This is a genomic window from Couchioplanes caeruleus, assembly GCF_023499255.1.
GTDB classification, from domain to species: Bacteria; Actinomycetota; Actinomycetes; order Mycobacteriales; family Micromonosporaceae; genus Actinoplanes; species Actinoplanes caeruleus_A.
This window is the reverse complement of the sequence record NZ_CP092183.1, coordinates 3,625,158-3,650,624: the sequence shown is the minus strand read 5'-3', so window position 1 is coordinate 3,650,624 and position 25,467 is coordinate 3,625,158. Positions and strand designations below refer to the sequence as shown.

Genomic DNA, 25,467 nt, shown 5'->3' with positions numbered 1-25,467 from the left:
TTGGTGCGCGGCGACGAGAAGCGGGGGCCGCTCTCGTCGGTTACGCCAGCGGCGTGAACACCCGCAGTTGCAGCATCGCGCCGAACCGGGCGTCCGGGTCGGCCAGGTCGACGGCGCCCAGCTCGGCGAGGCGGCGCAGCCGGTAGCGGAACGTGTTGGGGTGCACGTGCAGCACCGCCGCGGCCGCCACCACGTCGCCGAACGCGTCGAGCCACGCGGCGAGGGTCTCGACCAGCCGGGCGTTGTGCTCCGCGTCGTACGCCAGCAGCCGCGCCACCGGTCCGCTGGGCGTGTCCCCGCGGGCCGCGACGGCGTCGCGCAGCTCCAGCAGCATGGCCTCGGTGTGCACGTCGGTCAGGCGGGCCACGCGGCGGGTGCCGGGGTGGCCGCGCAGCACCCGCAACGCCCGGTCGGCGCCGGCCCGCGCGGTGGGCAGCTCCGCCACCGAGGACGCCACCGGGCTCACCCCGGCCACGAGGCAGGCCCGCTCCCCGATGCGGTCCAGGAAGCCGGTGGCCGCCCGTTCCGCCTGCCGCTCGCCGTCGCCGGCGGTGACCGGCAGCAGACCGTACGTGATGTCGCCCAGCAGGGCCACCGCGCTGCCGGCGTGCACCGCGCTCAGGTGCATCGCCAGCGCGTCGCTCATCCGCTGCCGCTGGGCCGCGAGCCCGGAGGTGTCGGCGGCGCCGGCGCCGGACGGGTCCGTCATCCCGACCGCGAGGATCACCAGCGGCCGGTCGGCCAGGCCGAGGCGGGCCAGGGAGTCGCGCGCGCCGGCGCCGCCCTCGAGCGCCGTGCCGACCAGCTCGGTCCGCAGCCGCCGCTCGACGTCGGCGCCCGCCCGCAGCCGCAGCATGTGCAGCGCGACCAGGTTGGCGGCGTCGCTGAACGCCCGCGACCGGTCCGGGGTCAGCGGCCTGCGGACCGCGGCCCAGATCGAGCCGAGGAACTCGTCGCCGGCGCGGACCGCCACCGCCACCCGGGGCACCGAGAAGTCGCCCGCATCCGGCGGCGGCGTCACGAACACCGGCTGCTCGCTGCGGTGCAGGTCCCGGGTCACGCCGGTACGCGACAGCATCCGCGCGTACCGCTCGGGCACCTGCCGGCCCAGGATCGTCTCCACCCGGGACTTGTCCGCCTCCTCCTGGCGCCCGGAGAAGGCCAGCACGCGCGAGTCGGGGTCCTCGATCGTCACCGGCGCGTCGACGAGCGCGGCGACGGCGTTGGCGAGGGCGAACAGGTCGCCGGAGGGCATCCCGCCGAGCGTCTCGGGGCCGGCGTCGCCGACGTCGCCCTGGCTGAGCATGGACCGCAGCAGCGCCGCGAGCTGCGCCCAGGACGCGCCGCGGGTGAGCGCCAGCACCGCCACACCGGCGTCGCGGGCCGCGGCCCGCAGCTCGTCCGCGGCCGGGACGGGCGCCCGCAGCACCAGCCCGGCGGCGCCGTGCCGCCCCAGCGTGCGCAACAGCGCGGTGATCTCCGCCGGCTCGCGCAGCCCCACGCCCAGCACCAGCGCGTGCGGGGGCAGGCTGGGCTCGTCGTACGGGTCGTGAATGGCGACACCGCCGATCGGGTCGCCGGTCCCCGGATCGCCGTGCACGAGCTCGAGCAGGGTGGCGCCCAGGTCGTCCAGGACACGGCCGAGGCTGGCACGCGGCTGCTGACTCATCGGCTCCCTCTCCTGGTCATGCCCTCCTGGCCCTCCTGCGGTACGCGACCGGAGCTCGATGATCGTCCGTCCCCGGCCGCCCGGGCAACGGTCCCTTGAGACCGGGCCGGGCTCAGCCGACGGCGGCGACCGCGGCCGGGGCGGCGAAATGGCAGGCGGCGAGGTTGCGGCGGCCGGCGCCGGCCGGGTCGGCGGTTCGGCACACGTCCCGCTCGGGCAGCACCAGGGGGCCGACGGGGCAACGCGGGTGGAACCGGCAGCCGGCGGGCGGCTGGTGCGGGTCCGGCGGGGCGGCGTCGGCGACCGGCCGCGGCGGCTCGGGCACCGCGACGCCGGCGCGCGGGACGGCGGCGAGCAGCTCCCGCGTGTACGGGTGCTGCGGATCGCCCAGCACGTCGGCGACGGGCCCGTACTCGACGATGCGGCCGAGGTACATGACCGCGACGATGTCGCTGACGTAGCGCACCACGGCCAGGTTGTGCGAGATGAACAGCATGGTCAGGCGCATCTGCCGCTGCAGGTCGCGGACGACGTTGAGCACCGCGCCCTGGATGGAGACGTCCAGCGCCGAGGTGATCTCGTCGGCGACGATCACCTCGGGCCGCCCGGCCAGCGCGCGGGCCAGCGCCACCCGCTGCCGCTGGCCGCCGGAGAGCTCGTCGGGGCGTACGCCGGCCCGGTCGGCGGGCAGCCCGACCAGCTCGAGCAGCCGGCCGGCCTCGGCGCGACGCTGCGCCGAGGCCGGTGCCGGGTGCCGCGGGATCGCCTCGGCGATCGAGTCGCCGATGCTCATCCGCGGATCGAGTGCGGAGTACGGGTCCTGGAAGACCATCTGCAGCGGCGGGCGGCCGGCCTCGCGGGAGACGTCGCGTACCGGCCGGCCGTCGAGCAGGATCCGGCCGCCGCTCAGCGGTGCCAGCCCCACGGCCGCCCGGGCCAGCGTCGACTTGCCCGACCCGGACTCACCGACCAGCCCCACGACCGCGCCGGCGGGGACGACGAGGTCCACGGCGTCGACCGCGACGGTGCCCCGGCGGCGTGACCCGAACCGGATGCTCACCTGCTCGAAACGCAGCTCCCGCATGGCCGCCTCACGCCCGGCGCGGCGTGGCCCGGGCACCGAAGTGCACGTACCGTTCGCCGCTGGGCAGCTGGTAGAAGGTCGCGGGGACCCAGTTGCCGGTCTCCGGGTCCTGGCAGACGAACAGGCCGGGCGCCACCGCCACCATCGGGTAGTCGGCGTCCTGGTCCTGCAGCACCTCGGCGAGCGGCCCGGTCAGGCCCACCCGCATCACCGGCCCGTTCTCACCGGCGAGGACCTCCTGACGGATGCTGGCGCGTTCGTACACGCCCACGTACGGCGCCGGGTCCACCTCGACCGGCTCGTCCGGCGGGCCGAGCGGCTGCGGCAGTTTCGCCCCGGCGAGCTCGTCGAAGATCTCGCGGTACAGCTCCTCGTACAGCTTGCGGCTGTTGCCGCCGTTGGTGAGCAGCGCGACCGCCAGGCCCTGCCCGGGCAGGAGCCGCAGGAAGGCCGCCTGGCCGATGGTGTTGCCGTCGTGGCCGATGAGCCGGTGCCGGCCCCAGCCCATGCGTTCCCAGCCCAGCCCCCAGGAGTCGCCGAGGGTGTACTTGTCCGGCAGGTCGGCGTGGAACTCGGCCATCGCGGCGGTGGAAGCGGCGCTGAGCACCTGGGTGCCGTCCGGCGCCCGGCCCTGGTTCAGGTGCATGCGGGCGAAGCCCAGCAGGTCGGCGGCGGTCGCGATGATCGCCCCGGCCGGTCCGGCGGAGCGCGGGATGCCCCAGACCGGCGCCGGTACGGTCGTGCCGTCCTCGGTCAGGTGGCCCACGGCGGCGCGGAACAGCAGCGCCTCCTCGGGCAGCGTGCCGGTGTGTGTCAGGCCCAGCGGGGTGATGAGCCGCTCCCGCAGGGCCGCGTCCCACGTGCCGCCGGTGAGCTTCTCGACGACCCGCCCGGCCAGCGAGTAGCCGGAGTTGCAGTACGACCACGTGGCGCCGAGCGGATGGTTCTGGGCGGCGTCGGCGAGCAGCGCGGCGTACCTCTCGAGGCAGTCGTCGCCGCGGCCGGTGTCGGTGAGGATGTCGCCGTCGATGCCGCTGGTGTGCACCAGCAGGTGCCGCATCGTCAGGCGCTTGGTCACCTCGGGGTCGCCCACCCGCAGCTCCGGCATCACCTCCAGCAGCGGCGCGTCCAGGTCGAGGCGTCGCTCGTCGACGAGCTGCAGCACCAGCGTCGCGGTCCACACCTTGCTGATCGAGCCGATCTGGAACACCGAGTCGGTGGTGACGTCCACGCCGGTGCGCAGGTTCAGCACCCCGTACGCGGCCTCGGCCAGCTCGTCGCCGTCCGGGCCGGTCCGCAGGATGCCCAGCGTCGCGCCCGGCACGCCGTGCTCCTCGGCGAGAGCGGCCAGCCGCCGCCCCCAGTGATCGGTGTCCACGCTCATGACTCGTCCCTTCCTGCAGCGGTCCGGTGCGGCGCCACGGCCACGGGCGCCAGATCGGCGTGGTGACAGGCGACCCGGCGGTCCCCGTCGTACGCGGCCAGCGGCGGATCCTGTTCCCGGCAGACATCGGTGGCCAGCGGGCAGCGCGGCGAGAACGCGCACCCGGACGGCAGCCGGGCCGGGTCCGGCGGCCGGCCCGGGATCACCGCGAGCGGCCGGTCGCGGTCGGTCTCCATGCCGGGCACGGCCGCCACCAGGGCCCTCGTATACGGGTGCCGCGCGTCCCGCAGCAGCGCGCCGGAGGGCAGGTCCTCGACGATGCGGCCGGCGTACATGACCAGCACCCGCTCGCAGACCTGGGCGACGACCGTGACGTCGTGGCTGATGAACAGCAGCCCCACCGCGTCGGCCGTACGGATGTTCTCGAGCAGCCGCAGCACCTCGCGCTGCACCGTGACGTCCAGGGCGGTGGTGGGCTCGTCGGCGATGATCAGCGCCGGGCTGGCCATCAGGCCCATGCCGATCATGGCGCGCTGGCGCATGCCGCCGGAGAACTCGTGCGGCAGCTGCCGGGCGCGCCGCGCGGCGGCGGGGATCCGGACGGCGTGCAGCCGGTCGACGGCGCGGGCCCAGGCCGACCGCCGGTCCGCGCCCTGATGCCGGCGCACCACCTCGGCGAGCTGGTGGCCCACCCGGTGGGTCGGGTTGAGCGAGGTCATCGGGTCCTGGAACACCATGGCCAGGGAGGTGCCGAGCAGCCGCCGGTGCGCCGCGGCACCGGCGCCGCGCAGGTCGGCGCCGAGGAACTCGAGCCGGTCGGCGTCCACCCGCCCGGGCGCGGCGACGAGCTGCGCGATCGCCAGCGCGGTCAGGCTCTTGCCGGAGCCGGACTCCCCCACGATGCCGACCGCCTCGCCGGGGCACAGCCGGACGCTGACCTCGCGGACCGGGCTGATCTGCCCGTCCCGGGACGGGAACGTGACCCGCAGGTTCTCCACCGCCAGCAGCGGCGCGGCCTGCGCGACGGCGGCGGCCGCCCGCGGCGGCGGCGCGGGCACCGGGCCGGCCGGGATGCCGCTCTCCGCCGAGCGCAGGCCGATGGCCCGGGCCACGACCTCCCCGGTGAGGTTGAACGCCATGGCCGCGAGGACGACGGCGACCGCCGGGGCCAGCGCCCCCGCCGGATGGATGTAGATCTGCGCCAGGCCCTCGCCGAGCAGCCGGCCCCAGTCGTAGCCGGGCGCCTGCACGCCCAGGCCCAGGAAGGACAGGCCCGCGAAGGCGAGCAGGGCGCTGCCGGCGGCCATCGTCGCCGCGACGACCAGCGGCTCGGCGATGTTCGGCAGCACGTGGCGCAGCAGGATGCGCAGCCGGCCGGCTCCGGCGATGCGGGCGGCGGCGATGAAGTCGCGGCCGGCGACGGTGGCCGCCATGGTCTGGGTGAGCCGGGCGAACGCGGGCGCGGTGGCCAGCCCGATCGCCAGCACCGCGCCCTTCGCGCCCACCCCGAAGACGACGGCGAAGAACAGCGCCAGCAGCAGGCCGGGGAACGCGACCGCGACGTTGACCAGCGCGCCGACCCACCGGCCGGCGCGGCGGCCGAGCAGCAGCGGCGCGGTGCCCAGCAACAGGCCGACGAGCACGCCCAGCCCGGTGGCCGCCAGCGCCAGCTCCACCGACAGCCGGGTGGCGACCAGCACCCGGGCCAGGATGTCGCGGCCGAGCAGGTCCGTGCCGGCCGGGTGGCCACCGGACGGCCCCTGCAGGATCTCCGCCGGGTGCACGGCGTCGGCACGGGCCTGCCACACCATCGGCGCGGCGACGGCCAGCAGCAGCACCGCGAGCAGCAGCACGGCGGCGGTCACGCCCAGCGGGCCGCGTACGGCACGGCCCCAGCGGCGGCTGCTCCCTGTCACCGCTCAGCTCTCCCGGATCGCCGAGCGGGGGTCGAGCAGCGCGAGCGCCACGTCCACCGCCAGGTTCACGAGCAGGACGCCGACGCCGTACACGAGCACGACGCCCTGCACGGTCGGGTAGTCCTTGGCCAGGATCGAACTCACGATCGTGCCGCCCAGGCCGGGCCAGGCGAACACGTTCTCCACCAGCACCGTGCCGGCGACCAGCGCGCCCAGCATGAGGCCGCCCATGGTCAGGCCGGCGGTCACGGCGTTGGGCAGCGCGTGGCACAGGTACACCACCCGGGGCGGCAGCCGCTTCGCCCGGGCCGTACGGATGTAGTCGGTCTGCAGCACCGCCAGCATCTCCACCCGCACCAGGCGGGCCAGCACGAACGCCGGCCCGAGGGCGAGCGCGAGCACCGGCAGCACGTACGAGCCCGGCCCGGTACGGCCCGCCACCGGCGCCCAGCCGAGCTGCACGCCGAAGACGAACACCAGCCCGACCGCGACGAGGAACTCCGGGATGGTGGCGAGCACGACGCTGGTGGAGGTGAACATCCAGTCGCCCGCGCGGCGGCGGCCGTCACCGGCCAGGACGGCCATCAGCGTGCCCAGGGGTACGGAGACGACCACGGCGACGGCGAAGGCGAGGACCGCCAGCTCGACGGTCGCACCCATCCGCGCCCCGATGATCTCCGACACCGGCAGCCCGGTCGTCATGGAGATGCCCATGTCCCCGCTGAGCAGGTTGCCGAGGTAGTGCGCGTACTGCAGCCACAGCGGGTCGTCGAGGCCCATCGCCGTACGCCGCTGCTGCACCAGCTCCAGCGGCGCCGTCGGGCCGAGGGCCGCCCGGACGGGGTCGCCCGGCAGCGCGTGGATCATGAGGAACGCGGCCGTGACGAGCACCCACAGCGACAGCAGCAGCCGCCCGGCGCGGCGTACCGCGAACCGTACCCAGACGTTGTCGCCGAGGCTCCTGCTCCGGCCGGCTCCGGCGGCGAGGGCGGTCACGGCGCTCAGCCGAGCATCCGGATGGAGGCGGGGTCCACATCGCCCTCGGAGAGGTCCACAGTGGCCCCCTTGGCGTAGACGGGCACGTTCGAGTTCGCGAACGGCACGATGTCGAGGTGCTGCAGCAGCGCCTTCTCGGCCGCCTGCCACTGCGTGCACCCGCTGTCGCCGGGCAGCTTCTGCGCGGCGGCCACCGCGGCCGTGTAGTCCTTGTTGTCGATGAAGGCGAAGTTGGTGCCCTGCGGCGGGGTCGGGCCGGACACGTACGACACCAGCTGGCTGGGCAGCGTGACCGTGATCGAGAACAGCGCAACGTCCCACGCCAGCTCCCCGCCGACGATCTGGCCCACCTGTGCCTCGCTGATCGGCTTGAGCTGCACCTTCACGCCCGCCGCGGTCCACTGCTGCTGGATCAGCTCGGCAGTGGCCGGCGCTCCGGGGAGACCGGACGTCGGGTACACCAGCGTCAGGGCCAGAGGCTTGCCGTTGCGGGCCGTCTCCAGCGCACCCTTGCCACCGGCGGCGTCGAAGCCCGGCAGGGACCCGGTGACCGAGTCGCCCTTGCACGGGCTCATGGACGGCGCGACCAGGCCCGTCGGGGCGGTGCCCTGACCGCTGGTGAAGACCTGTCGCAGCTGGGTCAGGTCCAGCGACTGCACGAGGGCCCGCCGTACGGCCGGGTCCGCGGTCAGCAGCCCGGACTTCTGGTTGAACAGCATCTCGCCGGACGGGGCGAGCACGTCGCGCCGCTGGAAGCCGTCACCGCGCAGCCGCTGGCCGTCGGGCCCGGCGATCCGGGCGGCGTTCACCTCGCCGGAGAGCACGAGGTTCGCCATCGTGGCCTCGTTCGGGATGATCCGCAGCACGACCTTGTCGGGCAGGCCCGGCTGGGTGGACTTCCAGTCGCCCGGCCCCCAGGCGTAGTCCTTGCGCCGGGTGAGCGTGTAGTGGTCGTTGGCGACCGCCTCGGTCAGCGTGAACATGCCGGTGCCGTCGGCGCCCTGCTTGAGCTCGCCGCGGTCCTTCATGCCCTTGTCGCAGACGATCGGCAGGCCGCCCAGGTTGCGGTCGAGGAACGCGTCGGGCGCCGGCGAGGTCACCGTGACGGTGCCGGCCGCCTCGTCCGCGGTGGCCTTCGCGCCGGCCGGGACGAACGTGCCGACCCGGCTCGAGCCGTTCTTGACGTCGCCCACGAAGCTGATGTTCGCCGCCACCGTCGCCGCGGTCAGCGGGCTGCCGTCCCCGCAGGTCACGCCCTTGCGCAGGGTGAACGTGGCGGTGGTGGTGGTCGCCTGCCACTTCTGCGCCAGCCCGGGCAGCAGCTTGCCGTCGGCGGCGAAGCCGAGCAGCGAGTCGTACAGGAAACGATCGACCTGCCCCGTGACGGACAGCGAGGTGAAGTGCGGGTCGAGGTTGCCGGGGTCGTTGGCCAGGGCCATCGTGAACGTCTTGCCGTCGGCCAGGCGGGTGCCCGTGCCGCCCGCGCCGTCGCCGCAGGCGGCGAGCAGGAGCGCCGCCGCGCCCACCGCCGCCGCCGATCGCAGAGCCTTCATCTCGCCCTCCACGTGCTCCGTGTTGGCCGCCAGCGTGCCGATCGGGCGGTCCCGTTGTCTTTGGCCTGCCCGACAACATCGCGAGGACGCAGTTGTCCGCGGCGACGACAGCGGCACCCGGCACCGCCGCATCGGCCGGGTTCTATGCCCGGCGGCCAATCCTCAGGCGGCCGGACCGGCTGCCGACAGAGGGGTGTGCGAATTCCCCGCGGCATCGTGCTGGTGCTCAGCTGTGTGCTGGCGCTGGCTCTGATCGCCCTGGTGGGTGGCTATCTGATCGTCACCGACCGGGCGGCGGGAGACCGCCTGCGCAGCGAGTTCGCCCACCGTGCCGCGGTCGCCGCTCAGCTGACCAGCGACGCGTTCACGGCCAGCGCCGAGCAGAACCGGTCGACCGCTCAGCAGACGTTCTCGGGCGACGCCCGGTCGGTGCAGAGCGCGCTCGACAAGGACCCGAGCATGGCGTTCAGCGCCGTCACGGCGGGCGACGGGACCGTGCTCGGCGCCCGTCCGCCCTCGTTGCGCAGCGCGGCGGGACGCAAGCTGCTCACGCCCGTACGCACCCGGGCGCAGCAGCGCGCCACCATGGTCTTCGGCGACCTCGTGCAGGACGGCGAGACCCAACGGCTGATCTTCGGCGTGCCGTTCACCGCCGCGGGCCGCCCCCGGGTGTGGCTCGCCGCCGTCCCCCTCGGCACCCTCGACGTCTTCGCCAAGGGCTACCTGCAGAGCTCGCTGGGCACCCCCGGCGGGCGCGCCTTCATCATCGACGCCAAGGGGCTGGTCATCGCCGGCTCCGCCGACGGCGAGCTGGGTGCCCCGATGCCCGGCGCCGGGCTGGTGGCCGCCCTGCGGACCGCCCCCTCCGGGGTGACGCACGGCGACTACTACAGCTCCGCGCCGATCCCCGGCACCGGCTGGCAGGTCGTGTTCGTCGCGCCCCGCAAGGTTCTGCTGGCGCCGATCCAGGCCACCCGCCGGCTGGCCTGGGAGATCTTCGGCGGGTTCGCGCTGGCCGTGCTCTGCATGGTCGCGCTGGGTGCCACCGCGCTGACCCGGTCGGCCCGGCTGGCCCACGAGCGGCTGCACGACGCGCTGACCGGCCTGCCGAACCGTACGTTGTTCCTCGAGCACGTCGGGCGCGCCCTCGCCGAGCAGCGCCGCCACGGCGGCCGGCTCGCGGTGCTCTTCATCGACCTCGACGGCTTCAAGCCGATCAACGACGTGCACGGTCACGCGGCGGGCGACGCCCTGCTGCGCGCGGTGGCCCGGCGGCTGCGGGAGGACGCCCGCCGCGGCGACGTGCTGTGCCGCTTCGGCGGGGACGAGTTCCTCGTGCTCTGCCCGGACCTCGCCGCCGATCACGAGGCTGTCGGCGTCGCCCGGCGCCTCGTCGAGCGGATCCGCGAGCCGTACGAGATCCAGGGCCGCACCGTCCGCGTCGGCAGCTCGGTCGGCGTCGCGGTGACCGGCGGCGGCACGACCGACCCGACGGCGCTCATCCACGACGCGGACCAGGCCATGTACGAGGCCAAGCACCGCGGCCGCAACCGCATCGAGGTGTTCCGCCGGCCGGTCGGGGCCGGTACCGGCACCTGAGCGGCGTCCGCGGACCGCGGCAACCCGTCCGCTCCGGCACTGGGCCGGGGCTGCACCCGGCGGACCCAAAACTCGACTGGACGACATGCGGGACCCGGCGCCGGCCGCCGTCCCGCCCCGACCGCCCAGGCCGAGGAGCGTACGCCCGATGACCACCCGACATATCCGTGCCCGCGCGTGGCAGCCGTCCACCACAGCGATCGTCGCCGTGCTCGCCGTGTTCCTGACGACCGCGGCAACACCCACGGCGGCCTCCGCGTCGACACCCGCGGTGGCCCGGAAGTGGGCGTCGCTGATGCACAGCAGCCTCACGCCCAGCCCGGCGTACCTGCGGCTGCGCGAGACCCTCGCCGCCCAGCGGGCGAGCCTGGCGACCTGGGCGGACCGGCTCACCCAGCGCCGGGCCACCCAGCTCGACACGCAGAACGTGGTCACCACCGCGGTCGCCACCGACGCCGTCGCGCGGACCCGGTATGCGCTGGCCCGGGAGGCCCTGGCCACCGCCCGCAACAACCTGACCGTGGCGTCGCAGCAGCGCCCGCGCAACGCCGCCGCGGTGGACAAGGCGAAGGACGCCGTCACGGCCTCGGCCACGATGACCGCCGCCCGCCGGACCGAGGCCCGTACGGCCGCGGCGGCGCTGAAGACGGCACAGGCCGCCGCCTCGACCGCCACCGGCAACCTCGACGCGGCCGGGACCGCGTGGGACCGCACGTACGCGGCCATCGTCACGAACCAGCGCAGGCTGAAGGCCGCCGACGCCCAGCGTGCCGCCTACGCCACCCAGGCCTCCGCGCTCAGCCGTGACGTCGTCGCCCAGGTGCGCGGCACGTTCACCGTCGCCGACACCACGTCGGTCAACGGCATCACCGTGCACCGGAACGTCGCGTACGCGTTCGGGCAGATGCTGAGCGCCGCGAAGGCCGACGGGGTCGACCTGTCCGGCGGCGGGTTCCGCACCAAGCAGCGGCAGATCGAGCTGCGCAAGATCAACGGCTGCCCGAACGTCTGGACCGCGCCGGCGTCGTCGTGCCGCGTCCCGACGGCGATCCCCGGCACGTCGCTGCACGAGCTCGGTCTGGCCGTCGACATCACCGCGGACGGCCGCACGCTCACCCGCGACAGCGCCGGATTCCGGTGGCTGTCGGCGCACGCCGGCCGGTACGGCTTCGAGAACCTGCCGTCGGAGGCCTGGCACTGGTCCATCACCGGCGGCTGACCGGGCCGCCCTTCTCCTGCCGCATGCCGTCTCGCAGCAGCTCCACGAGGTGCTTGCCGCGCACGCCGGCCAGGTCCGCGGACTGCGTGCGGCAGGAGAAGCCGTCGGCCAGGAACACGTCGTCCTGGCCCGCCGCCCGCAGCGCCGGCAGCAGCTGCTGCTCCGCGACCTGCACGGACACCTCGTAGTGGCCGCGCTCGACGCCGAAGTTGCCCGCCAGGCCGCAGCAGCCACCCAGGCGCACCACGTCCGCGCCCGCCGCGGCGAGCAGCTCGGCGTCGGGCGACCACCCCATGACGGCGTGGTGGTGGCAGTGCGGCTGGGCGATCACCTTCCGGCCGTCGAGCGACGGCGGCGACCACCCTTCGGTACGCGAGAGCAGCTCCGCGACGGTGACCGTGGCGGCGCTGACCTTCCTGGCCGCCTCCCCGTCGAGCAGCTCGGTGAGGTCGCTGCGCAGCACGCCCGTACAGGACGGCTCGAGGCCGACGATCGGGATCCCGTCCTCGGCCGCCGCCCGCAGCTCCGACACCGTCCGGCCGAGGATCCGCTTCGCCGCGTCCAGCTGACCGGTGGTGATCCAGGTCAGCCCGCAGCAGGCGTCCTTGGACGTGATCCGGGGCGCGTACCCGGCGGCGGTGAGCACCTCGACCGCCGCGCGCGCCACCTCGGGGGCGAAGTGGTCGGTGAAGCTGTCGACGAACAGCACGACCGGCTTGCCGGCGGCGGGCGGCTGCTGCTGCTGCTGCTGCGCGTGCCATCCGCGGAACGTCCGGTCGGCGAACGCCGGGATCGAGCGGCGCGCGTCCACCCCGGCCAGGTACAGCGCGATCCGGCGCAGCCCGGGCAGGCTGATCATCCGGTTGGCCAGCCGCGGCATCCGCGAGGCGAGCCGGGACCAGCGGGGCAGCCAGCCCAGCGAATAGTGCGAACGCGGCCGCAGCCGCCGCGTGTAGCTCTGGTGCAGCACCTCGGATTTGTACGAGGCCATGTCGATCCCGGTAGGACAGTCCGACAGGCAGCCCTTGCAGGACAGGCACAGGTCCAGCGCGTCGTGCACCGCGGGCGACCGCCAGGACGGGGCGAGGTCGCCGTCCAGCATCTCCTGCAGCACCCGGGCCCGGCCGCGGGTCGAGTCCTTCTCGTTCCTCGTGGCCAGGTACGACGGGCACATCACACCGCCGGTGCCGGTGTTGTCCGCCCGGCACTTGCCCACGCCGGTGCACCGGTGCACGGCCTGGTTGAAGTCGCCGTCGTCGCCGTGGTACGCCAGCGCCAGCCGCTGCCGGACCGGGCGCGCCCGCGCCACGCGCACGTTGGCGTCCACCGGATCCGGGTCGACCAGGTTGCCGGGGTTGAGCAGGCCCTCCGGGTCGAAGGTGCGCTTGATCTGCCGGAACAGGTCCATCGCGGCCGGCGAGTACATCCGGGTCAGCAGCTCGCTGCGGGCCCGCCCGTCGCCGTGCTCGCCGGACAGCGACCCGCCGTACGAGACGACCAGGTCGGCCGCGTCCTCCAGGAACGCCCGGAACCGGCCGGGGCCGCCCGGCTTGTCGAGCGGGAAGTCCAGCCGTACGTGCACACACCCGTCGCCCAGGTGCCCGTACGGCATCGCGGTGAGCCCGTGCCGGTCGACCAGCACGTCGAAGTCGCGCAGATAGGCGCCGATCCGCGCCGGCGGTACGGCGGCGTCCTCCCAGCCGGCGTGCGCGGGCAGCCCGGAGGGGGCCCGCCCGGCGAGCCCGGCGCCGTCCTCCCGGATCCGCCACAGCGGCGCGGCGGCGACCGGGTCCTCGACCACCATTGAGTCGACCGCGGCGGCCGCGGCGACCAGCTTCGCGACCCGCTCACGCACCTCGCCGAGGTCGTCGCCGGCCAGCTCGACCATCAGCCACGCCTCGCCGCCGGGCAGCGGCGGCACCGAACCCGGCCCGCGCCGGCTGCGCAGCACCTCGCAGATGCGCGAGTCGATGCCCTCGCACGCGGTCGGCGCGAACTCCAGAATCGCCGGGATGACGTCGCCGGCCGTACCGAAGTCCGGGTAGCCGAGCACGACCAGCACCCGGTGCGCCGGGTCCGCGACGAGCCGTACGGTCGCCTCGGTGACCACCGCGAGCGTGCCCTCGCTGCCCACCAGGAACTCGGTGAGGTTGAAGCCGCGCTCGGGCAGCAGGTGCTCGACGGCGTACCCGGAGACCTGCCGGCCGAACCGCCCGAACTCGGTGCGCGCCACCGCCAGGTTCGCGCCGACGACCTCGCGCAACGCGGCCGTGATCGGCTCGGCGCCGCTCGGCTCCGGCCCGGTGACCAGCCGCGACCCGTCCACGGTCAGCGCGGACAACGCCAGCACGTTGTCCGACGTCCGCCCGTACCCGAGCGTCCGCGCCCCGCACGAGTTGTTCCCGATCATGCCGCCGATCGTGCACCGGTTGTGGGTGGACGGATCGGGCCCGAACCGCAGCCCGTACGGCTTGGCCGCCGCCTGCAGCGCCGCCTGCACCGTCCCGGCCTGCACCCGCGCGCTGCGCGCGGCCGGATCGACCTCGAGCACCTGGTTCAGATACCGGCTGAAGTCCACCACCACACCGGGCCCGATGGCGTTGCCGGCCACCGACGTCCCGGCGCCGCGGGCGGTCAACGGCACCCCGAGCTCCCGGCACACGGCCAGCGTGGCCGCCACCTCGTCCTCGGACCGGGGCCGCACCACGGCCCGCGGCACCACCCGGTACAGCGAGGCGTCCGACGCGTACATCGCCCGGTTCGTGGCGTCGTCCAGCACGTCGCCGACACCGGCCCGGCGGAGACGCGCACCAAGGTCTGCGCTGGTCACGGGGCGGGCACCGCGGCTGCTGAACACATGAGCCGAAGAATATCCCGGCCGGCCGGCCCACCCCGGCGACGGGATCCCCCGCATCCCGCCATGCAGACCCGCCGTCACTCCGCGGGCACGCCACCCGCAGGCCCGAAGGCCAGCTCCTCGGCCACTGCCGCTAGCTCGGTGAGCCGTTCCACGGACGCATCCGGCACGATGTAGTGCCGTTCACGGATAGCAGCGAGCATCCGGTCCGGCACAGCGACATTGTGACGGCGAACGTAGTACGCGAAGTCCTGCCGCCACAGCCACTCCCCGTCCGTGAGGATCGAACTGCCGTTCAGGACCTGCCGCTGCGGATCCAACGCATCGTTCTCGAGATCCATCATGTCGATGAGGGGGTGACCCCCCTCGAGGTACGCCACCACGCGGTCGGCGTCGGGCAGCGGGGCCGGCGCGATGTGGTCCCTGATGCTCTGCGGCGGTGCCGGGTGCAGGCCCTGGCCCAACTCCACGAACATCCCGGCTGTCTTCACCATGGGCACCTCAGTCGGCAGTCTGCGGATAGAACGTCACCCAGGTGCCGCCGTCGCGGATCCTGGGCACCTGCTGCGCCGAACCGTACCGGTTCACACCGACCGCGTCCGTCGGCGCTTTGACCGGCACGCCCAGCGCATTCGCCACTTCCTGGCCGGCCGGAATGGCGCCGGCACCGGGGTCCACCGTTCCGCTGTGGCAGGAGATCAACCGGACCGGGCCACCCGTGTACGCAGGATTGCCCCGTACGGCGTCGGCGATCTGGTTCGGATGGGTGTAGTTCGCGGGATAGTCAGCGCCGTCCTCGCCGATCACCCCCGGCCGGAACAACCCGTTGCGTTCGCCGTGCACGACGACGTCGTGGTATCCCGGTTCCGGCCGCACTCGATCGAAGTTGGTGACGGTCTGCGAGTCGTATCCGACCGCAGTGCTGTTCGGCCTGTAGTAGACGGGGTCACCCGACGGCAGGTGACTGTCGGCCGGCCGGGAGGGCTCCTGCGGGTGCTCCCCGGGGTTACGGCCGGCCCAGTCAGAGCGGCGGCCCATGAGGTCCGCGGTCTCGTCGGCGACGTCGCTGCGGCGCAACGCGCGCACGCACCCGCTCAGCTCGTCCATGGCGAAGCCGAGTCGGCGGAGGCTGGACAACAACTGCTTCAGCCAGCGGCCGATCTTGGCAGCCCAGGACGCGCAGAGCGTGGAGACCTGCTCAACGACGAGCGGCGTCGCGAGGCCGAACGATCCCGCCACCTCGCCCGCATACACGGCCAGGCGGGAGACCAGTGTCGCGATGGCGTCACGGACCATGATCCGGACGGTGCCGATGAGCATGCCTGCGCCCTCGACCATCAGCGCCATGCCCGCGGAGGCCCCGCCCAGGATTCGCAACGTGTCCGCGCGCTGCCCGGCATGGGAGCGGTAGGCGTCCGCGGCCGAGCCGACCCACTCGCTGAGGTCGTGGCGAACGGCCTGCCCGAGGCCGTCGGCGTCATCAGAGAGGCTCCCGGAAATGTTGCGCCACGTCTGGGCCTGAGCGGCTATTTGCCCCGGATCGCCGGCCAGCCAGTCCAGCGCCTCCGACAACGGCTTGACGTGCTCGATCAGCCATGCGACGCCGTATTGCAGCAGCCCTCCGATCGGGTCGGAGACGAATGCGAGGGCATCCAGACCGGCGCTGACGGCACCCAGCGCGCCGTCGATCCACGACCCGTTCTGCACGCCCTGGACGATCTGTTCCACGTCCTCGGCGAGGGCGATCCCCGCCCATGCGCCGGGTCCGCCATGGGCGGGATGGGCGACCAGCGGGTTCGCGGTCACAGGCTGTTCCCGGCCGCCCGGACTGCGGCGGCCCGGGTCCGATCCATGCCGTTGTAGTCGTCTGCGGTGGCCTGCAGCTTGTCGCCTGTCACACGCAGGTCCTCAGCGGCGCCGGCGACCCCGTCGATCAATACCCTTTGCAACGTGTTCAGCATGGCCGGCACGATCGTGCACAGTTTCCCGTACGCGCCGATGTCGGCGCGGATGATCCCGCCTGCTGACCGCGCCTGCTCCACCTGCTGGGCTATGGCGTCGACATGGGTACGGTGCGCCAGGAGGTCGCCGGGGCGAACCTCGAATCGCTCGCTCCCCATTCAGAGCCCCCGCCCGGTGTCGACGGTCCGATAGCCCGCCAGGATCGCGCGGCCGGACTCCGTGTCGGCGCCCACGGTGTCATCGACTGCGACAGTCACCTTCTTCAACAGCTCGGCGCGCGCTGCCCGAGCGGCAACCATGATCCGCTGTGTGATCTGGGTCGCCGGCAGCCGTCGCACATCCTCATCGAGGTGCAGATCGAGTAGCTCGCCCGTACTTCCCACAGTCACCTCCACCAGGCCGTCAGCGCTGCGAGCCGACGCCTGCAGCTCGCCGATCCGGCCGGCAAGGTCGTGCGCCCGCGCGGCACGCCGCTCAAAGCCCTCCTGCCATCCGTCAACGATGCGTTCGGCTGCGTCGAAGTCATGGCCGTGGAACACAGCACCTCCGAGGTCGACGGGACGTCGAGGCCGACGCTAGTGCATCGCGACGGCCGCTATCCGGCGTCGCACAGCGCAGCGTCAGGCGTCTGCCGGGCGGAGGGCCGGCATCTGCCAGCCGGCGGCGAGCCGTGACGGGTGGACGTTGACGCCGGCGCCGAAGAACTCGGTGAACTTCATGATCAGTGGGTCCCAGCGCAGCGGGTCGATGTGGCTGGTGCCGGGGATGACCAGGTGCTCGTCGACGTGCGTACGCAGCACCTCGACCTCGAAGGCAGTGGCGGTGACGCCCGGGGCGCCGAACGGGTGCGTCGCGGTCACCCGGCACTCCAGCTGGATCGGGCACTGCGCCACCCGCGGCGGGGCGACCAGGTCGGAGCTCTGCCGGGTGAGGCCGGCGAGGGCGAACTTGTCCGGCACGTACCGGTATCCCTGCGCCCGCTTGTACCCGCTCACCTCGGCACGCCCGGTCGTCAGCGCGATGCGGTCGACGACCGCAGCCATCGCCGATGAGGGGAGGTTCAGCACGCACTCACCGTGCCGGCGCAGGTTGGCCGACGTCTGGCCGGCGTCGCCCAGGCCCAGCATGCCGGAGCTGCCGAGCCACCAGGCCGACGACATCGGGGCGAGGTTCGGCGAGCCGTCGGGGTTGGTCGTGCTGACCAGCACGACCGGGGTGCCGAAATAGAGGACCTTGAGACCGGGTACCACATGCATGCCGCCATGCTTCCCGGCGGAGGGCGGTGCCGCTGGCGGCTTTCGGACCTCTCGTCGGCTACGAGTCGTCGGTGATGCGGTGCGCCGACCAGCCGTCCGGGACCGGCGTGCCGCACCACACCGCCAGCACCGCGGCGCTCGCCGGGAAGAGCGGGTGGGGCAGGCCGGTGAGCGGCCACCACTGCCAGCGTTCGAAGACGTGCGGTTCGCGGACCTGCGGCGTGCCGCCGGCGTGTTCCGCGACCACGCCCGCGGTGACGGCGCCCGCGGTGAGGTCGATCGCGACCGCGAAGGCGCGCGGGCCGGCCGGGGTGAGGCCCGGGACGCAGCACCACCATGCCGACGCCCGGCGGGCGGGATCCCTCAGTCATGGCCGCGGCGATGCCACGGGCGGGCGCCGGGGCCGTCGCCGGGTGGAGGAACGGTGGGTGATCACCTGCGTTGTGGACTACGAGATCCACCACGGCTACGTCCTGCCCGCCGAGGGTGTAGGCGACCGGGCCCGGGCGCTGTTCTCGTTCCCCGGCCTGGCCGGCCACGAGCGCTGTCGCGCCCGCTTCGGCGTCGACCCGGACTTCGTCGCCGCCGATCCGATCCGGGACGAGAGCGGATGCGTGCGCCGCTATGACCGTACGTTCATGCGCTCGCTGTTGCCGTCACGGCCGTGAGCCGCGGCCGGGCATCTCAGTAGCCGACGTCGCGCCGGCGCAGTCCCAGGTAGCCGGCGCCGATGGCGGCGGCAGCCACCAGGACGATGGTGGTCAGCGGGGCCGGTCCGAGGTCCGCGAGCGGCACCTGCGGCGTGTGGACGAACGGGGATGCCGCCTGCACCCAGCCCGGCAGGTCGAAGGAGTCGGCGAAGAGGGCGACGACCGTGCAGTAGCCGACGGCGGTCCAGCCCACCGCGGCGGCCGGGCGGGGCGCCCAGCCGAACGCCAGCACCACGACGGCGATGACGAGCCACACCGCCGGCAGGTACGCGAGCGCGACGCCGGTCAGCCGCGGCACCTGGCCGGCATCGGAGATGATCATTGCGTACGTCGTGCCCTCACCGAGCCCGAACGCGACGAGCAGGAGCGCGCCGCCGGCCAGGGCCACGCTGAGGTGCCCGGCCAGCCAGGGCAGCCGCCCGGTCGCCGTGGCCAGCACCGGTTCGGCCCGCCCGGAGGTCTCCTCGGCGCGGAGCCGCAGGACCGTGGTCACGCCGTACGCCGCAGCGATCAGCGCCGCGAGGCTCACGGTGAGCGCCAGGTACGCGTCGACGACGTCCGCCGCACCGCCCGGCAGGAACTTCGCGATCTCCGGGTTGTCCTTGACGTACTGTTCGATGCTGTTTGCGACCGAGCCGTACGCGACGCCGAGCAGAGCCAGCCCTGCCGCCCACCCGGCCAGGCTCGCCCGCTGCAGGCGCCACGCCAGCGCGCACGCGTTGCGCAGCGACCGGGCCGCCCGGGCCCGGCCGGGCCGGGGTGCCACCAGGCCCGCGCCGAAGTCACGCCGCCGCGACAGGGCCACGGCGAGCGTCACGAGCAGCACGGTCACCGTGAGCGGCAGCAGCAGCGGCCACCACCGGTCACCGGCGTACGGGAACGTGCGCTGCCCCCATCCGATCGGCGAGGCCCAGGACAGGGTGCCGCTGCCGGCGTCCCCGGCGGCCCGCAGGACGTACGCGGCCCCGATGCCGAGGCCGACCGCCCCGTACACGGCGCGCACGCTCTCGAAGACCTGTGCCGCGACCGCGGTGGCGGCGGCGACCGTGAGGCCCACGGCGGCCATCGCGACGCCGAACAGCAGCGAGCCGCCGGCCGGGAGGCCCGTGCCGGCCGCCACGGCGAAGATCAGGACCGCCACCGCGAGGTTCGCCAGGCCGGTCAGGGCGAGCGCCGCCGCGAGCAGGGCCTGCCGCCCCACCCGGCCCGACCGGATCAGCTCGGCGCGGCCGGTCTCCTCCTCGGCGCGGGTGTGCCGGCCGACCAGGAACATGCTCATCAGCGCGACCACGATCGCGGCGAACGCGAAGATCTCGAACACGATCTCGCCGCCGATGGAGTCGAGCAGCCGGGCCGGCCCGCTCATCGCGATCACCGCGGTGTTGCCGCCGATCGTCCGGCGCAGCCGCTCGAGGGCCTCCGGGCTGTCGTACAGCTTCTGGCTCTGCGCGGACTGCACCAGCACGAGGAGCGCGGCGCCCAGCAGCCACCACGGCAGCGCGGCGCGTTCGCGGCGGAGCATGAAGCGCAGCAGGTCCCGCGTACCGGTCATCGGGACCTCACCTCCTCGCGGGCGGCGGGCCGCCCTACGCCGGGAGGCGGATGCCGACCCGCGAGCGGACCGCGTCGACCGTGTCCCAGTCGGACCCGCCGAGGGTGGTCAGCGCGGCGGGGAACACCCCATCCTGCTCCTTGAGGATGTGCTCGCGCAGCACCTCCAGGGTGGCGATCAGGTCCTCCGGCCATGCGCCGTCGGCCGGTACGCCGGTGGCGGCCGCGCCGAGGACCGCCTCGACGCGGCGGTGCTCGTCGCGCAGGGCGGCCACGTGGTCGGGGAAGTCGTCGGTCAGCAGCGGGAACAGGCCCTCCTCCTCGACGACGGTGTGCGGCTCGAGGACGGTGCTGATGGCGCGGGCCAGCTCGGCCATGCGGGCCACGTCCCCGGCGGCGTGGGCGGTGCGCACCTCGGCGATCATCGCGACCACCTCGTCGTGCTCGCGGGTCAGTTCCTCGATGGCGGTGACGGACTGGCAGCCGCAGTACTCACACATGATCTGACTCCCGGCTCGAAACGCGGCCCCGGCACACCGCCGGACCCTTCCACTGTCGCCGCGCCGACCGCGACCGGCCAGGGACTTTGGGCCCGCACCGACGGGACCTGCGGGCGTAGAGGGGCACGGACGCCGGCCCTGAGGGGGCTTCGAGGTCCGGCGTCCGTGCCGTTCGCCGCCGGGGCAGTGTCATCGGCCGCCCGGCGGCGGGGGGTCAAGCCATGAAGCCGCCGTCGGCGGTGATGACGGCGCCGTTGACGTTGCCGAGCTCGACGCCGGCCAGCCAGGACACCAGCGCCGCGATCTCGTCCGGCTGCGCCGGAATGCGGCTCCTGCCGAACGACCGGCCGAGGCGTTCGAGGGCCCACCGGCGTCGGCGGTCTGCTTCAGCGTGCCGTCCAGGGCCGCCCCGTCGACGTCGGTGGCCACCACCCGGGCACCCTCGCCGGCGAACCGGATCGCGGCGGCCCGGCCGATGCCCGAGCCCGCCCGGTGATCAGCACGATTCTGCCGTGGTGCCGCATGGTGTCCATGGCCTGCTCCTTCGTGCCTGAGGCCCCCTCACCTGCCAGCATGATCCGCGGGACCCGCGCGCCGGTACGGACCTTGGTCACGCCGGCCCGGACCTCCGGCCCTCTCCAGCCCCGGCCGGTGGCGCGCGCGGCCCGGACGGGCACATCATGGGCGGATGACCTCACCCAGCGCGGCCTCTGCCGAAAGCGCCCCCGCGCGGCGCACCGATCTGGCCGGGCCCGGTGCGGCGCTGCGGCTGTCCGGGGCACGGCTGCCCGTGGTGGGCACGGCGCGGCTCTACACCTGCGGGATCACGCCGTACGACGTGACGCATCTGGGGCACGCCTCGACGTTCGTCTGGTCGGACCTGCTCGCCTCGGTGTGGCGGCTGTGCGGGGTGGAGACGGTGGGCTGCCGCAACGTCACCGACGTGGACGACGTGCTGACCCGGGCGGCGGGCGCGCGGGGCAGCGACTTCGCACAGTTCGCGCTGCAGCAGGAGTACGCCTTCGACAAGGACATGACGGCGCTGCGGGTACGCCGCCCGGCACACGAACCGAGGGCGCGGCACCACATCCGTACGGTTCAGCAGCTCGCCGAGGCGTTGCTGGCCGCGGACCGCGCGTACGTCCGCAACGGCTTCGTGTTCTTCCGCGGCGCGCAGGTCGCGGCTGATTCCGGGCTGCCCCGCGAGGTGGCGCTGGCGCGCAGCGCCGAGTTCGGCGACGACCCGCACGACCCGGACCGCGACGACCCGTTCGACGTGGCGGTGTGGCGCCCGTCGGCGCAGGGCGAGCCGGCCTGGCCGGGTCCGTGGGGCCCGGGACGGCCGGGCTGGCACGCCGAGTGCGCGGCGATGGCGCTGTCGGTGCTCGGGGCGAGCGTGGACGTGCTGGCCGGCGGCGCGGACCTGGCGTTCCCGCACCACGCCTACCAGGCGGCGATGGTCGAGGCGGTGACGTCGGTGGCGCCGTTCGCCCGGGCCCGCCTGCACGTCGGCGCGGTCCACCAGGGCGGCGCGAAGATGGCGAAGAGCACGGGCAACCTCACCCTGGTCGCCGACCTCCTGCGCGACCACTCCCCCGCGACGGTACGGATGCTCGTCCTCGACCGGCCGTGGCACGCGCAGTGGGAGTACCGTCCCGGCGACCTCGACCGGGCGGCCTCCCGGCTGGAGGACCTCTACGCGGCGGCCGGGCGTCCCGGCGGCGCTGCCGGAACCGCGACCGCGGTCGTCACGGCGCTGCTCGACGACCTCGACGTCCCGCGCGCCGTCGAGACCGCCCTGGCGGACGGCGGCGAGGCCGCACGGCTGCTGCTGAGGGTACTGGCGCCGGCCTGAACGGCGGCGAGCTCGTCCGCGTCGAGCAGATACAGGTACGGGCACTCCTGTGGTCCCGCCGCGAGGCAGCTCCCGCAGGGACGCGACGGGTCGATGACACACATGCCGGGCTCCTCAGGCGTCGTTGCTGCCCCCAGTCTGGTGGCGCGGCGGTGCCGCACGTCAGGGCCGAGGTCCCGGTCCGCAGGGCCCGACGGCCCGGCGTCGCTCAGTCCGATGCGATCTGCAGATCGTGGTAGTCGCCGATCGACAGGATCACGGTGCCGTCGCGTACGAGCTCGTAGTCCCAGAGCTTGTGTTCCGGATCGAACGACTCGAGCGACGGCTCCATCCGCAGGAACATCTCCCGGACGGCCGGGGTGAGCGGACCGGTGATCTCGACGGCATCGCGCATCCCGCTCCACGACCGCACCTCGACCCCCGGCAGCGCCAGGAAGTCGGCGCGTCCGTGGCTCAGCTGACCCGCACCGTCCGGCACGTGCACCCGGAACGAGTCCGCACGGTCCAGGTGCTCGCGGAGCAGCGCCCGCCATTCGTCGTCGGGCACGGAGCCCAGATACCTCAGCGTCACGACGGGGATCCTAGGGGCCTTGCGCACCCTATATAGAATAAGACCATGGGTGTGCACCGGATGACGATCCCGCGGCTCCTGCTGCTGCGGGCGCTGCTGGCCGATCCCACCACCGAGCGGTACGGCCTCGACCTCGCCCTGCAGGCCGGGCTCGAGCCGGGCAGCGTCTACCCGATCCTGGTCGCGTTCGAGAACGCCGGATGGCTGGAGAGCCGCGTCGAGGACGTCGACGCCTCCGCCGCCGGCCGGCCCCGGCGCCGTTACTACCGGCTCACCGCCGAGGGCGTCGAGGCCGGGCGTACGGCGCTCGCCGAGGCCGCCCGCAAGCGGCGCCCCGGTACGGCGGGCGGGGAGCTGGCGTGGTGACGCCGCTGCTCGAACGGGTCGCGATCGCCCTCCTCGCCCGGATGCTGCCCGCCGGCTTCCGCGACCGTCAGCGTGCGGAATGGCGCGGCGACCTCGCCGAGCTGGCCCGGCACGGCCGCGCGTCCCGGCTGCGGTACCTGGCGATCGCCGCGTTGACCCTGCCGTCGCTGCACCTGGCCGCCCGCAGGGGCCCGTGGGCCGGCGGCGGCTGGGCGATCAGGCCCCAGAAGGGATCGGGCACCGCCGTACCCATCGCCCTGCTCGCCGTCACGGCCGGAATGTTCGCCGGGGCCGCCGCGGGCCGCCTCACCTGGACCCCACCGCCGCCGATGATGTCCGCGGCGCAGGCCCGGGAGCTGGCCGGCACGGTGTTTCCCGGCCGGACCGTCACGGGTACGCCCGCAGCCCCGGTCTTCGACAGCGACGTGGACGACAACACGCTGGCGGGCGCCACGACCTTCGAGGTGAGCGCGGTGCCGCTGGAGCGCGACTTCGAGGCCGACCTCCGCACCGCCCGCGACCGGCTCCGGGCGCGGGGCTGGACCGTCGACACCGACGTCCACGACGAGATGACCCCGGACGTGGTCGGCGTCGACCTCGCCCACGACTCGCTGTGGAGGTTCACCGCCCACCGCGACCACCTGACCCTCGACGTCTCGACGGGGCGGTACCGCAACCAGGCGACGGCCTCGTACCTGGTGCGCCCGGCCACGTACCAGCACCTGCACACGCTGCCCGTCCTGGCGGCGGGGGCCCCGGCGACGCTCGCGGCCTGGCTCGCCGCCTGCCGCCTGCACCGCCGCGCCGCCCGCCGCCGGGGCCTCCCCCAGCTCACGGCGGCGGCAGGCGTCATCGTCAGCTTCGCGGTCCTGCCGATGGCGGGACTGCTCATCGCGGCGCCGCACGCGACGCCGCTCACCGACGAGCCGGTCGCACCCTGGTGGTACACGCTGCTCGTGACCGGCGGCGACCGCCCGTACGTCTACGCCACGCTGGTCACCGTCCTGGCGATCTGGCTGGCCGGGCTGCCGGGCCGCCCCGCCACCCTGGCGACGGAGTGACCACCTGCGCCGGTGATGGCGCCGGCCGGGGCGGTGGCGCCGTGCGGGTCAGCCCCAGACCGCCTCGGCGAGGGCGATGCCGCAGAATGCCGCGCCGAGGCCCGCGACCACGCTCGCGACCACGTTGAGGACCGCGTACGCCCGGACCCGCTGCTCCAGCAGCCGCACGGTCTCGAACCCGAACGTGGAGTACGTCGTCAGCGCCCCGCACAGTCCCGTACCCAGCAGCGCGTTGACGCTGCCCGGCACGGCGTGCACCGCGACCCCGTGCAGCAGCACCCCGAGGATGAAGGAGCCGGTGACGTTGACGGTGAACGTGCCCCACGGGAACACCGAGTCGTGACGCGCCTGCACCGCCCGGTCGGCGAGGTAGCGCAGCGGCGCCCCGATCGCGGCGCCCAGCATGACCAGCAGCGCCGTCACGGGTCACCCGGCGCGGTACGGCCCACGTACCGGATCACCTCGACCGGGTCGAGGATCACGAGGCCCTCGCCGACCAGCTCGCCGAGCTGCGGCAGGAAGGCCCGGATCCGGTCCTCGCGGTCCACGATGATCACGGCGACGGGCAGGTCCTCGGACAGCGACAGCAGCCGGGTGGTGTGGATCCGCGAGGACGCGCCGTACCCCTCGATGCCGCGCAGCACGGACGCGCCGGCCAGCCCGGCGGCGTGCGCCCGGTGCACGATCTCGTGGTACAGCGGCCGGTGGTGCCAGGTGTCGTCCTCGCCGATGAAGACGGTCAGCCGTGCCGCGGGCTCCTCGATCCTCATGAGGCACCCCTCCGGCGGGTCGCCAGGCGGGTCATCGAGACGCCGGCGTACACCGCCGCGAGCGCGGCGAAGACCGTGCCGGCCAGGTAGAGCAGTCCGGTACGGGCGGCGCCGGCGGCGACCAGCTGCTGCACCTCACCGGTGTACGTGGAGAAGGTGGTGTAACCGCCCAGCACGCCGACGCCGAGGAACGGGCGGATCAGCCGGTGCGCCGACCACACCTCGGTGATGAGCACCATGAGGATGCCGATGAGCAGACAGCCGGAGACATTCGTCACGAAGGTCGCCCACGGGAAGCCGCCCGGCGGGTGCGGCCACGCGGTGGCCAGGCCGTAGCGGGCGAGCGCCCCCAGCGCGCCGCCGACCGCGACGGCGCCGAGCACGGGCGATGACGACTGCCGCCGCTGCGTGGCGACGTGCAGGTCGACGTCCGGATCCGTCGGCAGTCCGGTGGACTGAGACACCAGCGTTCCCTCCACCAGTGGCATGCATCCGCCACTCTATCGCCGCCGGTGGCAGGGCCGAAGGTCAACTATTTGCAGGGATTCCAGCGGAGCCGGTTAAGCAAGCCTTACCTCTACAGTTGGC

The 25,467-nt window shown here is 74.2% G+C and carries 25 protein-coding genes; 6 read left to right on the top strand and 19 right to left on the bottom strand.

Going from position 1 to position 25,467, the window contains the following annotated elements; all coding sequences use genetic code 11:
- Nucleotides 1-40: 40 nt before the first annotated feature.
- The 6 genes from COUCH_RS16905 to COUCH_RS16880 all read right to left on the bottom strand — a co-directional run bounded on the left by COUCH_RS16905 (nt 41) and on the right by COUCH_RS16880 (nt 8,602).
- Complete coding sequence (locus tag COUCH_RS16905) at nt 41-1,669, bottom strand: helix-turn-helix domain-containing protein (RefSeq protein ID WP_249613045.1); 1,629 nt, start codon at nt 1,667-1,669, stop codon at nt 41-43.
- Nucleotides 1,670-1,781: 112 nt separating this feature from the next.
- A complete protein-coding gene (locus tag COUCH_RS16900; protein ID WP_249613044.1) occupies nt 1,782-2,753 on the bottom strand; it encodes an ABC transporter ATP-binding protein in 972 nt (323 codons plus the stop codon).
- Nucleotides 2,754-2,760: 7 nt separating this feature from the next.
- Nucleotides 2,761-4,137, bottom strand: a complete 1,377-nt coding sequence (locus COUCH_RS16895) for a serine hydrolase domain-containing protein (protein WP_249613043.1) — start codon at nt 4,135-4,137, stop codon at nt 2,761-2,763.
- On the bottom strand, nt 4,134-6,053 hold the full coding sequence (locus COUCH_RS16890) for a dipeptide/oligopeptide/nickel ABC transporter permease/ATP-binding protein (RefSeq protein ID WP_249613042.1): 1,920 nt from the start codon (nt 6,051-6,053) through the stop codon (nt 4,134-4,136). Before COUCH_RS16890 ends, COUCH_RS16895 begins: the two co-directional genes overlap by 4 nt.
- A gap of 3 nt (nt 6,054-6,056) precedes the next feature.
- Nucleotides 6,057-7,049, bottom strand: coding sequence for an ABC transporter permease (locus COUCH_RS16885; protein WP_249613041.1), 993 nt, complete (start codon nt 7,047-7,049; stop codon nt 6,057-6,059).
- 5 nt (nt 7,050-7,054) lie between these two features.
- Nucleotides 7,055-8,602 (bottom strand): ABC transporter substrate-binding protein, encoded by a 1,548-nt coding sequence (locus COUCH_RS16880; protein ID WP_249613040.1) that lies wholly within the window; start codon nt 8,600-8,602, stop codon nt 7,055-7,057.
- A 195-nt stretch (nt 8,603-8,797) separates the two neighbouring features.
- Between COUCH_RS16880 and COUCH_RS16875 the strand changes: the two genes are divergently transcribed.
- Both COUCH_RS16875 and COUCH_RS16870 read left to right on the top strand, forming a co-directional pair.
- Nucleotides 8,798-10,201: a sensor domain-containing diguanylate cyclase gene (locus tag COUCH_RS16875; protein ID WP_249613039.1), complete on the top strand. Its 1,404-nt coding sequence runs from the start codon at nt 8,798-8,800 to the stop codon at nt 10,199-10,201.
- A gap of 148 nt (nt 10,202-10,349) precedes the next feature.
- Nucleotides 10,350-11,420 carry a M15 family metallopeptidase gene (locus COUCH_RS16870; protein ID WP_249613038.1) on the top strand — a complete coding sequence of 357 codons (1,071 nt, stop codon included), beginning with the start codon at nt 10,350-10,352 and terminating at the stop codon, nt 11,418-11,420.
- Here the strand turns inward: COUCH_RS16870 and COUCH_RS16865 are convergent.
- The 7 genes from COUCH_RS16865 to COUCH_RS16835 all read right to left on the bottom strand — a co-directional run bounded on the left by COUCH_RS16865 (nt 11,407) and on the right by COUCH_RS16835 (nt 17,742).
- Nucleotides 11,407-14,250: an FAD-binding and (Fe-S)-binding domain-containing protein gene (locus COUCH_RS16865; protein ID WP_249613037.1), complete on the bottom strand. Its 2,844-nt coding sequence runs from the start codon at nt 14,248-14,250 to the stop codon at nt 11,407-11,409. The two genes, COUCH_RS16870 and COUCH_RS16865, sit on opposite strands and share 14 nt — an antisense overlap.
- Before the next feature lie 104 nt (nt 14,251-14,354).
- On the bottom strand, nt 14,355-14,771 hold the full coding sequence (locus COUCH_RS16860) for a hypothetical protein (protein WP_249613036.1): 417 nt from the start codon (nt 14,769-14,771) through the stop codon (nt 14,355-14,357).
- Between the two features lie 7 nt (nt 14,772-14,778).
- A complete protein-coding gene (locus COUCH_RS16855) occupies nt 14,779-16,083 on the bottom strand; it encodes a WXG100 family type VII secretion target (protein WP_249613035.1) in 1,305 nt (434 codons plus the stop codon).
- Nucleotides 16,080-16,397 (bottom strand): type VII secretion target, encoded by a 318-nt coding sequence (locus tag COUCH_RS16850; protein WP_249613034.1) that lies wholly within the window; start codon nt 16,395-16,397, stop codon nt 16,080-16,082. The genes COUCH_RS16855 and COUCH_RS16850 overlap by 4 nt, the downstream gene beginning before the upstream one ends.
- Entirely contained in the window at nt 16,398-16,778 is a 381-nt protein-coding gene (locus COUCH_RS16845; RefSeq protein WP_249613033.1) for a YbaB/EbfC family nucleoid-associated protein, read from the bottom strand.
- An 81-nt stretch (nt 16,779-16,859) separates the two neighbouring features.
- Nucleotides 16,860-17,495, bottom strand: a complete 636-nt coding sequence (locus COUCH_RS16840; protein WP_249613032.1) for a flavin reductase family protein — start codon at nt 17,493-17,495, stop codon at nt 16,860-16,862.
- Nucleotides 17,496-17,553: 58 nt separating this feature from the next.
- On the bottom strand, nt 17,554-17,742 hold the full coding sequence (locus COUCH_RS16835) for a hypothetical protein (RefSeq protein WP_249613031.1): 189 nt from the start codon (nt 17,740-17,742) through the stop codon (nt 17,554-17,556).
- A gap of 181 nt (nt 17,743-17,923) precedes the next feature.
- On the opposite strand from COUCH_RS16835, the gene COUCH_RS16830 reads away from it, so the two are divergent.
- Nucleotides 17,924-18,163 (top strand): NIPSNAP family protein, encoded by a 240-nt coding sequence (locus tag COUCH_RS16830; RefSeq protein ID WP_249613030.1) that lies wholly within the window; start codon nt 17,924-17,926, stop codon nt 18,161-18,163.
- 16 nt (nt 18,164-18,179) lie between these two features.
- On the opposite strand, the gene COUCH_RS16825 is transcribed toward COUCH_RS16830, so the two are convergent.
- A complete protein-coding gene (locus tag COUCH_RS16825) occupies nt 18,180-19,757 on the bottom strand; it encodes an ABC transporter permease (RefSeq protein ID WP_249613029.1) in 1,578 nt (525 codons plus the stop codon).
- Nucleotides 19,758-19,791: 34 nt separating this feature from the next.
- Entirely contained in the window at nt 19,792-20,256 is a 465-nt protein-coding gene (locus COUCH_RS16820; RefSeq protein WP_249613028.1) for a hemerythrin domain-containing protein, read from the bottom strand.
- A gap of 688 nt (nt 20,257-20,944) precedes the next feature.
- Here COUCH_RS16820 and COUCH_RS16815 point away from each other — a divergent pair.
- Nucleotides 20,945-22,111 (top strand): cysteine--1-D-myo-inosityl 2-amino-2-deoxy-alpha-D-glucopyranoside ligase, encoded by a 1,167-nt coding sequence (locus COUCH_RS16815; protein ID WP_249613027.1) that lies wholly within the window; start codon nt 20,945-20,947, stop codon nt 22,109-22,111.
- A 208-nt stretch (nt 22,112-22,319) separates the two neighbouring features.
- Here the strand turns inward: COUCH_RS16815 and COUCH_RS16810 are convergent, their stop codons facing one another.
- On the bottom strand, nt 22,320-22,682 hold the full coding sequence (locus tag COUCH_RS16810) for a hypothetical protein (protein WP_249613026.1): 363 nt from the start codon (nt 22,680-22,682) through the stop codon (nt 22,320-22,322).
- A gap of 45 nt (nt 22,683-22,727) precedes the next feature.
- On the opposite strand from COUCH_RS16810, the gene COUCH_RS16805 reads away from it, so the two are divergent.
- Nucleotides 22,728-23,048: a PadR family transcriptional regulator gene (locus COUCH_RS16805; RefSeq protein WP_249613025.1), complete on the top strand. Its 321-nt coding sequence runs from the start codon at nt 22,728-22,730 to the stop codon at nt 23,046-23,048.
- Nucleotides 23,042-24,109 carry a hypothetical protein gene (locus tag COUCH_RS16800; protein ID WP_249613024.1) on the top strand — a complete coding sequence of 356 codons (1,068 nt, stop codon included), beginning with the start codon at nt 23,042-23,044 and terminating at the stop codon, nt 24,107-24,109. The genes COUCH_RS16805 and COUCH_RS16800 overlap by 7 nt, the downstream gene beginning before the upstream one ends.
- A 48-nt stretch (nt 24,110-24,157) precedes the next feature.
- Here COUCH_RS16800 and crcB read toward each other — a convergent pair whose 3' ends face one another.
- From crcB to COUCH_RS16785, 3 genes are read right to left on the bottom strand one after another with little or no spacing between them, the layout of a single operon-like run.
- Nucleotides 24,158-24,532, bottom strand: a complete 375-nt coding sequence (crcB, locus tag COUCH_RS16795) for a fluoride efflux transporter CrcB (protein WP_249613023.1) — start codon at nt 24,530-24,532, stop codon at nt 24,158-24,160.
- Nucleotides 24,529-24,879: a DUF190 domain-containing protein gene (locus COUCH_RS16790; protein WP_249613022.1), complete on the bottom strand. Its 351-nt coding sequence runs from the start codon at nt 24,877-24,879 to the stop codon at nt 24,529-24,531. The genes crcB and COUCH_RS16790 overlap by 4 nt, the downstream gene beginning before the upstream one ends.
- A complete protein-coding gene (locus COUCH_RS16785) occupies nt 24,876-25,343 on the bottom strand; it encodes a fluoride efflux transporter FluC (RefSeq protein WP_249613021.1) in 468 nt (155 codons plus the stop codon). The genes COUCH_RS16790 and COUCH_RS16785 overlap by 4 nt, the downstream gene beginning before the upstream one ends.
- Nucleotides 25,344-25,467: the final 124 nt, after the last annotated feature.